Origin of the sequence: Pseudomonas xantholysinigenes, assembly GCF_014268885.2 — a bacterium.
Taxonomy (GTDB): domain Bacteria; phylum Pseudomonadota; class Gammaproteobacteria; order Pseudomonadales; family Pseudomonadaceae; genus Aquipseudomonas; species Aquipseudomonas xantholysinigenes.
On the sequence record NZ_CP077095.1, the window covers coordinates 1,656,836 to 1,670,448 of the forward strand.

Annotated in this window: 14 protein-coding genes; 13 read left to right on the top strand and 1 reads right to left on the bottom strand. The window is 61.7% G+C overall.

Going from position 1 to position 13,613, the window contains the following annotated elements; all coding sequences use genetic code 11:
• The first annotated feature begins 155 nt into the window (after positions 1–155).
• From acpP to HU772_RS07565, 7 genes are all read left to right on the top strand, one after another.
• Positions 156–392 carry an acyl carrier protein gene (gene acpP / locus HU772_RS07535; RefSeq protein WP_186662351.1) on the top strand — a complete coding sequence of 79 codons (237 nt, stop codon included), beginning with the start codon at positions 156–158 and terminating at the stop codon, positions 390–392.
• A gap of 165 nt (positions 393–557) precedes the next feature.
• Entirely contained in the window at positions 558–1,802 is a 1,245-nt protein-coding gene (fabF, locus tag HU772_RS07540) for a beta-ketoacyl-ACP synthase II (protein ID WP_186662350.1), read from the top strand.
• Entirely contained in the window at positions 1,802–2,617 is an 816-nt protein-coding gene (pabC, locus tag HU772_RS07545; RefSeq protein WP_186662349.1) for an aminodeoxychorismate lyase, read from the top strand. Before fabF ends, pabC begins: the two co-directional genes overlap by 1 nt.
• A 3-nt stretch (positions 2,618–2,620) precedes the next feature.
• Positions 2,621–3,778, top strand: coding sequence for an endolytic transglycosylase MltG (gene mltG / locus HU772_RS07550; protein ID WP_186662348.1), 1,158 nt, complete (start codon positions 2,621–2,623; stop codon positions 3,776–3,778).
• A complete protein-coding gene (tmk, locus tag HU772_RS07555; RefSeq protein WP_186662347.1) occupies positions 3,775–4,407 on the top strand; it encodes a dTMP kinase in 633 nt (210 codons plus the stop codon). Before mltG ends, tmk begins: the two co-directional genes overlap by 4 nt.
• A complete protein-coding gene (locus HU772_RS07560; protein WP_186662346.1) occupies positions 4,400–5,386 on the top strand; it encodes a DNA polymerase III subunit delta' in 987 nt (328 codons plus the stop codon). Before tmk ends, HU772_RS07560 begins: the two co-directional genes overlap by 8 nt.
• A 33-nt stretch (positions 5,387–5,419) precedes the next feature.
• On the top strand, positions 5,420–6,202 hold the full coding sequence (locus HU772_RS07565; protein ID WP_186662345.1) for a TatD family hydrolase: 783 nt from the start codon (positions 5,420–5,422) through the stop codon (positions 6,200–6,202).
• Positions 6,203–6,446: 244 nt separating this feature from the next.
• Here the strand turns inward: HU772_RS07565 and HU772_RS07570 are convergent, their stop codons facing one another.
• Positions 6,447–7,580: an aminotransferase class V-fold PLP-dependent enzyme gene (locus HU772_RS07570; RefSeq protein WP_186662344.1), complete on the bottom strand. Its 1,134-nt coding sequence runs from the start codon at positions 7,578–7,580 to the stop codon at positions 6,447–6,449.
• 73 nt (positions 7,581–7,653) lie between these two features.
• Here HU772_RS07570 and HU772_RS07575 point away from each other — a divergent pair, with 73 nt between their 5' ends.
• The 6 genes from HU772_RS07575 (at position 7,654) to HU772_RS07600 (ending at position 13,611) form a co-directional block, all read left to right on the top strand.
• A complete protein-coding gene (locus tag HU772_RS07575) occupies positions 7,654–8,289 on the top strand; it encodes a TetR/AcrR family transcriptional regulator (RefSeq protein ID WP_019473685.1) in 636 nt (211 codons plus the stop codon).
• A 159-nt stretch (positions 8,290–8,448) separates the two neighbouring features.
• The gene (locus HU772_RS07580) at positions 8,449–9,417 is read left to right on the top strand and encodes a GTP 3',8-cyclase MoaA (protein WP_186662343.1); all 969 of its coding nucleotides are present in this window, start codon (positions 8,449–8,451) and stop codon (positions 9,415–9,417) included.
• A gap of 66 nt (positions 9,418–9,483) precedes the next feature.
• A complete protein-coding gene (locus tag HU772_RS07585; protein ID WP_186662342.1) occupies positions 9,484–10,089 on the top strand; it encodes a DUF4823 domain-containing protein in 606 nt (201 codons plus the stop codon).
• An 11-nt stretch (positions 10,090–10,100) separates the two neighbouring features.
• Positions 10,101–10,661: a DUF1285 domain-containing protein gene (locus tag HU772_RS07590; protein ID WP_186662341.1), complete on the top strand. Its 561-nt coding sequence runs from the start codon at positions 10,101–10,103 to the stop codon at positions 10,659–10,661.
• A gap of 755 nt (positions 10,662–11,416) precedes the next feature.
• Positions 11,417–12,780, top strand: a protein-coding gene (locus HU772_RS07595) for an IS3 family transposase (protein ID WP_437182400.1) whose coding sequence is annotated in 2 segments (ribosomal slippage) — positions 11,417–11,882 and positions 11,882–12,780 — 1,365 coding nt in all. Because the reading frame shifts where the segments join, the coding sequence is not laid out codon by codon here.
• A gap of 417 nt (positions 12,781–13,197) precedes the next feature.
• Entirely contained in the window at positions 13,198–13,611 is a 414-nt protein-coding gene (locus HU772_RS07600; RefSeq protein WP_186662750.1) for a cupin domain-containing protein, read from the top strand.
• The last annotated feature ends 2 nt before the right edge of the window (positions 13,612–13,613 follow it).

Sequence of the window (13,613 nt, forward strand, 5' to 3'; positions counted from 1 at the left end):
AGCCTAAAATCCGTTATAAAGCTGCAACCAGATTCCAGGCGGTGGGCTGGGTGACCTGGGGGAAGGCGCGTTACGCTTGAAAAGCAGGCGTCTTCCTATAAACTTGGTCACCGGCCAGCTGCCTGACATATGTCCATTAGGAGTGAAAACTAGGTATGAGCACCATCGAAGAACGCGTCAAGAAAATCGTCGCCGAGCAACTGGGCGTCAAGGAAGAGGAAGTCAAGAACGAATCTTCCTTCGTCGATGACCTGGGTGCCGACTCGCTTGACACCGTTGAGCTGGTGATGGCTCTGGAAGAGGAATTCGAGACCGAAATCCCTGACGAAGAAGCCGAGAAGATCACTACCGTTCAAGCCGCTATCGACTACGTCAACAGCCACCAGGCCTAAGACGTTTCAGTCGACGCTTCTTGTCGGGAAAAACCGCACTGCCGTCGCCGGCGTGCGGTTTTTTCTTTGCAAGCTCTGGTGTAACCCCCGGAGTCTGTTGCCAGTGCATCGGCATGCCCTGTGCCCTGGCAAGAGACTCTGTTATTTGGAAATGAGGAGAGTACTGTGTCGCGTAGACGCGTCGTGGTCACTGGTATGGGTATGCTGTCGCCACTGGGTACCGATGTACCGAGCACCTGGCAGGGCATTCTGGCTGGCCGCAGTGGCATCGGTCCGATCGAGCATACGGATCTGTCTGCCTACTCCACCCGTTTTGGCGGCTCGGTGAAAGGCTTCGAAGTCGAGCAGTACCTGTCGGCCAAAGAGGCCCGCAAGCTCGACCTGTTCATCCAGTACGGCCTGGCGGCTGGTTTCCAGGCAGTGCGTAATGCCGGCCTGGAGATCACCGACGCCAATCGCGAGCGCATCGGCGTGGCCATGGGTTCGGGCATCGGCGGCCTGACCAACATCGAAGAGACCAGCAAGACCCTGCATGAGCAGGGGCCGCGCCGCATCTCGCCGTTCTTCGTGCCGGGCTCGATCATCAACATGATCTCGGGCTTCCTGTCGATCCACCTAGGTCTGCAGGGGCCGAACTACGCGATTGCCACTGCTTGCACCACCGGTACCCACTGCATTGGCATGGCCGCGCGCAACATCGCCTACGGCGAAGCCGATGTGATGATCGCCGGCGGTGCTGAAATGGCGGCCTGTGGCCTGGGCATGGGCGGCTTTGGTGCCTCCCGCGCGCTGTCCACCCGCAATGACGAGCCGGCCCGGGCCAGCCGTCCATGGGACAAAGGCCGCGACGGCTTCGTGCTGTCCGATGGCGCCGGTGCCCTGGTGCTCGAAGAGCTCGAGCACGCCAAGGCGCGTGGCGCGACCATCTACGCCGAGCTGATCGGCTTTGGCATGAGTGGCGATGCCTACCACATGACCTCGCCGCCCGACTCCGGTGAAGGCGCTGCCCGCTGTATGGCCAACGCCCTGCGCGATGCCGGTATCGCGCCTGCGGATGTCAGCTATATCAATGCCCACGGCACCTCCACACCGGCCGGCGATGTCGCTGAGGTGGCTGCGATCAAGCGCGTATTTGGCGAGCACGCCTACAAGCTGGCCGTCAGCTCGACCAAGTCGATGACCGGCCACCTGCTCGGCGCCGCCGGCGCGGTGGAAGCGATCTTCAGCGTCCTGGCGATCAACAGCCAGATGGCGCCGCCAACCATCAACCTGGATGAACCGGACGAAGGCTGCGACCTGGACTTCGTGCCGCACCAGGCGCGCAGCATGCCGATCGATGTGGTGCTGTCCAACTCCTTCGGCTTTGGTGGCACCAACGGCTCGCTGGTATTCCGCCGGTTCGCCGACTGATGCTCAGTTGGATCGACGGCCAGGACGCGGCTGCAGTCAACCTGCAGAACCGTGGCCTGGCCTACGGCGACGGTCTGTTCGAGACCATTGCCGTGCGCGGCGGCAGGCCCAGCCTGCTCGCCCTGCACCTCGATCGTTTGGCGCTGGGGTGCCAGCGCCTGGCGATCGAGGCTGATCTGACGCTGGTTCGCAATGAACTGTTGCAATTCGCCCAGCTACTGGGTGATGGCGTCGCCAAGTTGATCCTGACCCGTGGCGACAGCCAGCGCGGCTATGCTCCGGTCGCGGGTGCTCAGGCGCGGCGCATTCTCCAGGGCAGCCCCTTGCCCGCTTATCCCGTTGCAAACGCAGAGCAAGGTGTACGCCTGTTTGCCTGCCAGACACGGCTGGCGGAACAACCGCTGCTGGCCGGGCTCAAACACCTCAACCGCCTCGAGCAGGTGTTGGCCCGGGCCGAATGGCAGGACAGCACGTTTGCCGAAGGCTTGATGCGTGACGGCCAAGGACGGGTGATCGAAGGGGTGTACAGCAACCTGTTCCTGGTGCGCGATAACGTGCTGCTGACTGCCGACCTGAGCCGTTGCGGCGTGGCCGGGGTGATGCGCGCGGCATTGCTGGAGCAGGCCGCGCTGCTGGGCATCCCCGTGCAGGTACGGGACTTGCCGTTCGAGATGCTGGAGCAGGCCGACGAGGTGTTTGTCTGCAACAGCGTCTACGGCATCTGGCCTGTGCGCGAAATCGCCGCGCTGAACTGGCCGGCGGGACCACTCACCCGTAAACTGCAGGCCGTTGCCCGTACGTTACTGGATACCTGATTCGTGAGACGCAAATTCCTGCTGCTGCTGGAAATGAGCTTGATCATCGCCGGCCTGGCACTGGGCTGGGCCGCCTGGAAGGTCAACGCGGTCCTGGAGCAGCCCCTGCAAGTGGCGCAGGAGCGCCTGCTCGACGTGCCCAGCGGCACGACGCCCAACCGCATGTTCTACCGTATGCAGAGCGAAGGCCTGCTCGATGATCCACTGTGGCTGCGTCTTTACTGGCGCTTCAACATGGCCGGTACACCGCTGCATACCGGCGAGTATCGCGTGACCCCGGGCATGACCGTGGGGCAATTGTTCGATGCCTGGAAGCGTGGCGACGTGGTGCAGTACAACCTGACCCTGGTCGAGGGCTGGACCTTCCGCCAGGTGCGTGCCGCAGTCGCCAAGCATGAAAAGCTCAAGCACACCATCGAGGGGCTGTCCGACACCGAGGTGATGGACAAGCTCGGCCACACCGGCGTGTTCCCCGAAGGCCGCTTCTTCCCCGACACCTATCGTTTCGTGCGGGGCATGAGCGATGTCGAACTGTTGCAACAGGCCTATATGCGCCTGGATGAAGTCTTGGCCAAGGAGTGGGCCGAGCGCAGCACCGACCTGCCGTATCGCGACCCGTACCAGGCGCTGATCATGGCTTCTCTGGTAGAGAAGGAGACCGGTATCCCCCAGGAGCGCGGACAGATCGCCGGTGTGTTCGTGCGACGCATGCGCCTGGGCATGATGCTGCAGACCGACCCGACCGTGATCTATGGCATGGGCGAGCGCTACAACGGCAAGATCACCCGCGCCGACCTGCGCGAACCGACGCCCTATAACACCTACACCATGACCGGCCTGCCGCCGACACCGATCGCCATGGTCGGCCGCGAGGCGATCCATGCCGCGCTGAACCCCAGCGATGGCTCGAGCCTGTACTTCGTCGCCCGCGGCGATGGCAGCCATGTGTTCTCCGACGATCTGGACGATCACAACAGCGCCGTGCGTGAGTTTCAGCTCAAGCGCCGCGCGGACTATCGCTCCAGCCCCGCGCCACAGGCCCAGCCTGGCACGCCAGAAACCGACGCCGCGCCAGCGCCTGAGGGCGAAACGGTGGCGCCCACCGATCAATCCGCGCCGGCCGACGTGCCCGCGCCAGACGCTACTAAGGAACGCTCGTGAGCGGTTTGTTTATCACCCTGGAAGGCCCCGAAGGCGCGGGCAAGAGCACCAACCGCGAGTATCTGGCGGCGCGCCTGCGCGAGCAGGGCATCGACGTGGTGATGACCCGCGAGCCGGGCGGCACGCCGCTGGCCGAGCGTATTCGCGAGCTGTTGCTGGCACCGAGCGAAGAGGTCATGGCGGTCGATACCGAGCTGCTGCTGATGTTCGCCGCCCGCGCCCAGCACCTGGCCGAGGTGATCCGCCCAGCCCTGTCCCGTGGTGCGGTGGTGCTGTGCGACCGTTTCACCGATGCGACCTACGCCTACCAGGGCGGGGGGCGCGGGTTGCCGGTGGAGCGTATCGGCATTCTCGAATCGTTCGTCCAGGGTGAACTGCGCCCCGACCTGACCTTGGTGTTCGACCTGCCGGTGGAAGTCGGTCTGGCCCGTGCCGCGGCCCGTGGCCGCCTTGACCGTTTCGAGCAGGAGGGCCAGGCCTTCTTCGAGGCGGTGCGCCAGGCCTACCTGCAGCGCGCGGCCCAGCAGCCGCAACGCTACAGCCTGCTCGATGCGGCGCAGCCGCTGGAGGCGGTGCAGCGTGCCATCGATAGCCTGCTGCCTAGTATCCTGGAGCGTTGCCGTGGCTGAGGCCTATCCCTGGCAGCAGGCGCTTTGGCAACAACTTGCCGGGCGTGCCCAGCACGCCCACGCCTACCTGCTGCACGGGCCGCAGGGTATCGGCAAGCGCGCCCTGGCCGAGCGCCTGATGGCGCGCCTGCTGTGCCAGCAGCCCAATGGCCTGGACGCCTGTGGGCAGTGCAAATCGTGCTTGTTGCTCAAAGCCGGTAGCCATCCGGATAACTTCATCCTCGAGCCTGAAGAGGCCGACAAACCGATCAAGATCGATCAGGTCCGCGAACTGGTTTCGTTCGTGGTGCAGACCGCCCAGCAGGGCGGGCGCAAGGTGGTGCTGATCGAGCCGGTCGAGGCGATGAACATCAACGCCTCCAACGCCCTGCTCAAGAGCCTCGAGGAGCCTTCGGGCGACACCGTGCTGCTGCTGGTCAGCCACCAGCCCAGTCGCCTGTTGCCAACCATCAAGAGCCGCTGCCAGCAGGTGGCCTGCCCACAGCCGAGCCTGGCGCAGAGCCGCGCCTGGCTGGCTGCTGCGCTTGGGGACAGCGACGAGGAGGCTCGCGAGGAGTTGCTGAGCCTGGCCGCTGGTTCGCCGCTGATGGCGCTCAGCCTGCAGGCCCAGGGCGTGCGCGAGCAGCGCGCGCTGGTCACCGACGGGGTGAAGAAGTTGCTCAAGCAGCAGCAATCGCCGAGCCAGTTGGCCGAAGCGTGGAACGGCGTGCCCTTGCTGCTGCTGTTCGACTGGTTCTGCGATTGGGCGCACTTGATCCTGCGCTACCAGTTGACCCAGGACGAAGAAGGGTTAGGCTTGGCCGACATGCGCAAGGTCGTGCAGTACCTGGCGCAGAAGAGCCGCCAGGCCAAGGTGCTGGAGCTCCAGGCATGGATCCTCGAGCAGCGCCAGAAGGTGCTGGGCAAGGCCAACCTCAACCGTGTGCTGCTGCTCGAAGCCTTGCTCGCCCATTGGGTGCAGCTGCCGGGCCAGCGTTGATTCCCACCGTTCATTCATGTGTGTCGTGTTGCCATGCTCGTAGATTCCCATTGCCACCTCGATCGTCTTGATCTCAGTGCCCACCAGGGCTCCCTCGATGCCGCCCTGGAGGCCGCGCGCGCGCGTGGCGTGGGTCACTTCCTGTGCATTGGCGTGAGCGCCGACAACGCTGGCGCGGTCAAGGCGCTGAGCGAACGATACGCCGACGTCGACTGTTCGGTGGGGGTGCATCCGCTGGACCTGGCGCCTGGGGAAACCCCGGCGCTGGAATGGTTGCTGCGTGAGCTGGCGCATCCGCATGTGGTGGCCATTGGCGAGACGGGCCTGGACTATCACTACGAGCCGGAGGCCGCCGAGCTGCAGCAGGCTTCGTTCCGCCTGCACCTGGAGGCCTCGCGCCAGACCGGCAAGCCGGTGGTGGTGCACACCCGCGCCGCCCGCGCCGACACCCTGGCACTATTGCGTGAAGCCAGCCTGCCCCAGGCCGGCGTGTTGCACTGCTTCACCGAGGACTGGGACATGGCCAAGGCGGCGCTGGACCTGGGCTATTACATTTCGCTGTCCGGCATCGTCACCTTCCGCAACGCCGAGGCCTTGCGCGAAGTGGCGCGCCAGGTACCGGTCGACCGCCTGCTGGTGGAAACCGATTCACCGTACCTGGCGCCTATCCCGCACCGAGGCAAGCCGAACCTGCCGGAATATGTGCGGGATGTGGCCGAGTATGTGGCGTCGTTGCGTGGCGTGAGCTACGCACAACTGGCCGCGCAGACGACCAGCAACTTCAAGCGATTGTTCCCGCTGGCAAGGGTAGCCTGAGACCTATGTGTCGACCCTCCTGAGCCTGGGGCAAAAAAAACCCGGGTTCTGGGGGGGGAATCCGGGTTAAGACCATTAGGAGTAAAACAAAGGTACACGGTCCCTGGGCACCTTTATTGGCGCGCCACTTTGGGGGGGATGCGCCGCGCCAACACTTCAAGTATTGGCCAGGATTGGCGCCCCGCCAGCGCGTGTTGATCGTTTTTTAAACAGATTTGGAATACGCTCGCCAGCCCTTGGGCCTTCAGCGCATGGCAATTTGCCTAACCTGGCGCAGTGTTTCGTCGATCAGCTGCTGATCGGTATAGAAATGTGGGGAAAAACGTACACCAAGGCCACGCTGGGCGCAGATCACACCGCTGTTGCTCAGGGTTCGATAAATGTCGGTGTTGGCATGGCCATCTAGGCTAAAGCTGACAATACCGGCCCGACGCGCGGGATCGGCTGGGCTGTGCAAGCGGATGCCGGGGATAGCCGCGAGGCCTGCATGCAACTGGCCGACCCGCAGGGCCAGCTGCTCGGCGACCACTGGCATGCCGACCTCTTCCAGCAGCGACAGGCTGGCCTCCAACGCACAAGCCCCCAGCATGTTCGGGCTACCGCATTCAAAGCGCCGCGCGCTGCGTGCCGGTTGCCAGGCGCGTCTGTCGAAATCGCCGAGGTGTTCCAGCATATGCCAGCCATAGGCGTGCAGTTTCAATTGTTGGCGTAGTTCGCTGCGGCAGTAGAACAACCCCAGGCCTTCCGGGCCGAGCATCCATTTGTGGCCATCGGCCATGGCGAAATCGCAGGCAATGGCTTGCACATCGAAGGGCAGGGCACCGACTTGCTGGATGGCGTCGACGCAGAACAACAGGTCGCGCGCGCGGCAGGCGGCGCCGAGGCGGGCAAGGTCCAGGCGCAAGCCACTGGCATACTGCACGGCGCTCACTGCCAGCAGTCGGGCGTTTGGGCCGCAGGCGGCCAGTAGCGCGGCTTCTGGGTCTGCACCAGCAAGGCTGACCTCGGTGACTTGCACCTGCTGGTCAGCCAATGCCTGCCAGACCACGCGGTTGGATGGAAACTCTTCGTCGCTGATGATCACTTGGTCGCCAGGCTGCCAGTCGAGGCCGAAGGCCACCAGTGACAGCGCCTGCGAGGTATTGCCCACCAGGGCGATATCGCCGCTGCTGGGGGCATTGACCAGCCGCGCCAGGCGTTCGCGCAGGCGCCGCTCAGTAGCCAGCCAGGCAGGATACTCACTGGCTCCCAGGCGCTGGTTGGTCCGGGCGAAGCGCGCGACCGCGTCGCTGGCCCGTCGCGGCCAGGGCGCGATGGCGGCGTGGTTTAGGTAACACAGGCCGGGGGCTTGCTCGAACTCATCGTGAAACACAGACATGGTTGGAAGATCCGTGCATTTTGCCGCCAGTTAGGCATAATAAACCGCTTCGATCGTCATCCTAGTCCTTCCTATGCAGAAAGAACCTCGTAAGGTCCGTGAGTTTCGTCGTCGCGAGCAAGAAATCCTCGACACGGCGCTCAAGCTGTTTCTCGAACAAGGTGAAGACAGCGTCACCGTCGAGATGATCGCCGACGCCGTGGGCATCGGCAAAGGCACGATCTACAAGCATTTCAAGTCCAAGGCGGAAATCTACCTGCGCTTGATGCTCGACTATGAACGCGACCTGAACGAGCTGTTGCATTCGGCGGACGTCGATCGCGACAAGGAAGCCTTGTCGCGTGCCTACTTCGAGTTCCGCATGCGTGATCCTCAGCGCTACCGGTTGTTCGACCGCCTGGAAGAAAAGGTGGTCAAGGGCAATCAGGTGCCGGAAATGGTCGAGCAGTTGCACAGCATCCGCGCCTCCAACTTCGACCGCCTCACGCAGTTGATCAAGGGCCGGATCAGCGAAGGCAAGCTCGAGGATGTGCCACCGTACTTCCATTACTGCGCGGCCTGGGCTCTGGTGCATGGCGCGGTGGCGCTGTACCACTCGCCGTTCTGGAGCAATGTACTGGAGGACCAGGAGGGCTTCTTCCAGTTCCTGATGGATATCGGTGTGCGCATGGGCAACAAGCGCAAGCGCGATCCGGAGCCTGCCAACTGATCCAGGCGGTACCGCGATAACACCGTGACTAGCCTCTTGTAGGAGCCAGCTTTGCTGGCGAATCAGGCGGCACGTAGCCTTCTTTACCGGCAGGGCTTGCAAAAACCTGATTTATAAGTCAGGTTTTGCCGGCCCGAATCACCCATGCCGGAGTCCCTCATGATCGTCGACCGTCAAGGCAGGCGTTTTCGCAATTTGCGCGTCAGCCTGACTGCCGCCTGCAACTATGCCTGCACCTACTGCGTGCCAGATGGCAAGCGCCTGGTGGCGGCGCAGGACGAACTGTCGGCGGATGCGTTGGCGCGCGGCGTGGCCTACCTGGTTGAGGCTGCGGGTATCGAGCGGTTGCGTATCACCGGCGGCGAACCGCTGGTCAGCCCGCGCCTGGAGGCGTTCCTCGCGGCGGTTGGCAAGCTTGGGCTGGAAGACATCAGCCTGACCAGCAATGGCCAGTTGCTCTCACGCAAGTTGCCGCTGCTGCGCGATGCGGGGATTCGCCGGCTCAATATTTCCCTCGATACCCTCGACCCGCTGGCGTTTCGCCGCATCGCCCGTGGCGGTGACCTGGCCAGCGTACTGGCCGGCATGGCGCAGGCCCATGCTGCGGGCATGGCAATCAAGGTCAATATGGTGCCGATGCGCGGGCAGAACCTCGACCAGGTAATGCCGATGCTCGAGTACTGCCTGGCGCAGGGCTACGAGCTGCGCTTCATCGAACTGATGCGTATGGGGCATCTGGCGCGCGATCGCAACGCCTTTGTTCAACAGTTTGTCGGCCTCGAGCAGCTGTTGGCACTCATCGGCCAGGCGCATGCATACGAGCAGGCGCCGCGGGCACTGGATGCCACGGCCTTGCGCTATCGTATTCCCGGCAAGGGCCACTTTGGCGTGATCGCCAACGAGACTGTGCCGTTTTGTCGAACCTGCTCGCGCCTGCGGCTGTCTTCCACCGGCTGGTTGCATGGTTGCCTGTCGTCGAGCAACCGCCACTTTGTCGGCGATCTGCTCGACAAACCGCGTCACCAGGCACTGCCGGCCTTGCAACGGTTATTGGTGAAAGCCTTGGCAGACAAGCAGGACCAGGCGTTTTCCGGGGATGTGATGGTGATGAAGGTGATTGGCGGCTGACTCTGGCGCAAAAGCTGCATCTGGCGGCTATTCGCCGGTTTTTCGTCACCGGCCTCTGGAGGAAAGATGCGTAGCCTGGTCTTGCTGCTGGCGCTGATGGCGTTGGGCGGCTGCATGAATGTCAGCGATATGGGGGAGGGTGTGCGTTACCACATGAGTGACGCGGGCCTGCTGGATCACAGTGACACCACCCGTACCCTGTCGGTCCGCCTGCAGCCTGACTCGTTCATCTTCATCGGCCAGGGCGCGTTCATGCCGCCGAGCAAGGGGCCGCAGCCGCGCCAGAATGCAGTGGCCGAGGAGGCGTTCAAGAGTTTCGTCGAGTACTTCCCGTTGGTGCGCCGTGCCCAGGGTCCGCTGGGCCTGGAGGATGCCATCGCCGAGGCGCGTTCGGTGGGTGCCGACTATGTGCTGTACACCCGCTTCGCCCGTACCGACGACCGCATCGGCAATGGTGATGAGTGGTATGACGAGCAGGCGGTCGACCGCCTTGGTTGGGACAGCGGGGTGGTGCAGATGATGCTGATCGAGACCAGTACCCGCTACCTGATCGATACCGCGCGCATCAAGAGCCGCGGCGGTTTGTTGACGTTCCACGACAACACCCCGCAGGATTTGCTTGCGGCACCGATGCGCGAGTACGCTCGTAGCCTTCTGGGCATGAGTCGCTGAGCGAGGCGGGAATGACTGATTCGGGCAAGGCCAATGATCTGCTGGCACAGATTCCCCGGCACAAGGGGCTGCCACCAGTGCATCTGTGGAACCCGGATTTTTGCGGCGACATCGACATGCGCATTGCCCGCGATGGTACCTGGTACTACCTGGGCACGCCGATCGGGCGCAAGCCGATGGTACGGCTGTTTTCCACGATCATCCGCCGTGATGGCGACGATTACTTCCTGGTTACGCCGGTGGAGAAGGTCGGTATTCGGGTCGATGATGCGCCTTTCGTTGCGGTGTTGCTGGATGTTGAAGGGCAGGGTGAGCAGCAGGTTTTGCGCTTTACCAGCAATGTCGAGGACCAGGTCGAGGCTGGACCGGGGCATCCACTGCGTGTCGAGCTTGACCCGGTTACCCAGGAGCCGTCGCCCTATGTGCTGATGCGTGGCAATCTCGAGGCGCTGATTCATCGCAATGTGTTCTACCAACTGGTTGAGTTGGCGGTGCCGCGGGTGATTGATGGAGAGGCGTGGCTTGGGGTGTGGAGTCGGGGGGAGTTTTATCCGATTGGGCGAGATGCTTGATAGATATAAGCCTGGCTTGGTAAGTAGCCCGTACACTCGTTAGACACTGATATCAACTTCTTGTTTTGCTTTGCTTTGCTTTGCTTTGCTTTTGTTTCTAAGCGCGCGATAGCCCAGGCGCCACCAATTGCGACTTCAGGAGGCCGAGCTGAGTTCTTGCGTAGTGGGGCGACGGCCATGGATGGCCGTCGAGCGCTGCGCCCCAGGATGGGGCGTACAGCGCGGTCCCCACGGGAGCAAGAACGGAGCGAGGGGACCCCGGAGCGCAGTGTAGGGGCCGGATGAATGGAGCGGAACGGTTTTGCCTACTTTTCCACCAAGAGAAAAGTAGGCCGCCGTAAAGGCCAGCCCTTTCAAGGTGTTGAGAATTGGCGTCCGACTTAGAATTTCGCGACACAAGGCCGCTCCTACAGGGCGGCACGGTCACCTGTAGGAGCGGCCTTGTGTCGCGAAAGGGCTGCAACGCAGCCCCGGCAATCTTGAATTGAAGCGGCCACATCCGAAAAAACGCAAAGACCTTGAAAGGGCTGGCCGTAAAGGCGGAAGGGTGACTATGCGTCGCCATCTCCAATGAATGAGCGTATAACTTTCAAGACTCACACTTTGCAAGTCAAAGTCAAAGTCAAAGTCAATCGGCGTCGGTATTTATAGTTTTAAGCGCATTCATTTGATATATCGACGCACAATCACCTTTTCGCCTTTACGTGAACTGACCCCCGAAAGTTGGACGCCTGACCCCAAGCGGAGGGTGTTCCATGACGAAATACGACCTAGCGCTCAAGCAAGCACTCATCGAGGAGTGTCTTTCTGCCCGGAGTGTTCATGAGGTGGCACTGAGGCATAGCCTGAGTGCATCGCTGCTGCGCCGTTGGATAAAGGGCTATGAGCAACACGGTGCTGCAGGTCTGGCTACCAAGTACAGCCACTACGACGCCCAGTTCAAGTTGAAGGTTTTGCAGTGCATCGAGCAAGACGGACTGTCAGCCCAGCAAGCCTGCATACAGTTTGATATTCGTGGCCCGAGTAGCATCAGGCAATGGAAAAGGTTGTACGATGAAGGCGGACTAGAAGCACTTCACCCGCATCGTGCCCGAGAATCCAGTATGCCCCGCAAAGCATCAGAACAACCCAACGTAAGCCCTGCTAAGCCTGCAGATGCTGAGTTGACACCTAAGCAAATGCTCGAAGAGCTGGAGTATTTACGTGCGGAGAATGCCTATCTAAAAAAGCTCGATGCCTTGATCCAAGCGGATCCACGCACTGCGCAACCAAGAAAGCGCAGGCTGTCCAAGGATTGAGGCATGAACATCGACTGGCTCTGCTGTTACGTGCTGCAGGGCTGGCACGCAGTACCTTCTATTACCAAAGCAAAGCCTTGGTGGCCGACAAGCATGCGGCCCTCAAAGAACGCATCAAGAGTGTCTATCACAGGCATAAGGGGCGGTACGGCTATCGCCGCATCACCGCCGTGCTTGGGTGCCATGGCGAGGTGATCAATCACAAGAAGGTGCAGCGGTTGATGCAGTTAATGGATCTGAAATCGCTGGTAAAAGTGAAGAAATATCGCTCCTACCGAGGTTCCGAAGGGCTTGTTGCATCTGATCTGCTCAAGCGTGAGTTCAAGGCGGAAGCCCCTAATCAGAAATGGGTAACCGATGTGACAGAGTTCAAGGTGAAAGGGCAGAAGCTGTTTCTTTCGCCTGTGATGGACCTGTACAACGGCGAAATTCTTGCCTATCAGATCAATCCGCGCCCTGAGTTCAAGATGGTGTCGGCGATGTTGGAGCAAGCTTTCGAGCGGCTGAACCCAGATGACAAACCGATATTGCACTCCGATCAGGGCTGGCAATACCGACAGCCCGCTTATCGACATATGCTGGGCAGAAAGAAAATACAACAGAGTATGTCGCGTAAGGGTAACTGCCTGGACAATGCCGCGATGGAAAGCTTCTTTGGCACACTCAAGAGCGAGTTTTTCTATTTGCAATCGTTTGAGAGTGTTGAACAACTGGCGTCAGGCCTTGAGGACTACATCGCCTACTACAACCAAGAGCGTATAAGTCTAAGACTGAATGGCTTGAGTCCGGTACAATTTCGGACCCAAGCGCTGAACCCATAGCGTACCCCGTCCAACTTTCGGGGGTCAGTTCAACGGCGAGTCACTTTTTGTCAAACGCGACAAAAAGTAACCAAAAAACGCTGCGCTCCATTCATCCGGCCCTCCGCTACGCTCCGGGTTCCCTCACTCCGGCCTTGCTCCCGGGAGGATCGCGCTGAACGCCCCATCCTGGGGCGCAGCGCTTGACGGGCATTCATGCCCGTCACCTCCCTCCGCAAGGCCTGCGTTCGGCCTCCTGAAGTCGCGAAGGTACGGGCGGCGCCTGGGCTGGCGCAGCTGCCGCTCGCGGGGTTTGGCGATAGCCTCTTGATCGGCAACGACAACGGCAACGGCCTCCCGGTTTTTTTGCGAATTGGCCGTTTGTCCTCGGCAACCCCGGGCTTAACCTGAAGGTAGATGCCACTCAGGAGAAACCCGATGCGAACCATCCACCTGCCTGTTGCCTTGCTGACCCTAGGCTTGCTTGTCCCACTGTCGCCCGCCTGGGCCCATGGCGAAAAACCTGACCAGGTGAAGATCCTGCAGGAGCAAAGCCCCAGCAATGCCCCCGGCAAGAAAGCCGTGATGCTCACTGTCAGCTATGGCCCTGGCCAGGCTTCTGCGGCGCATCAGCACCCAGGCGCGGTCATGGCCTACGTGCTGGAAGGGGCCGTCACCTCGAAGCTCAACGACGAAACGGAGAAAACCTACAAGGCCGGCGAGTTCTGGTACGAGGCTCCAGGCACCGTGCACAGTGTTTCGCGCAATGCCAGCAAGACCGCGCCGGCAAAGCTGCTGGTCTGGAGTCTGGTGGACGAGGGGCGGCCAGTGACCGAGCCCCTGTCCCAATGATT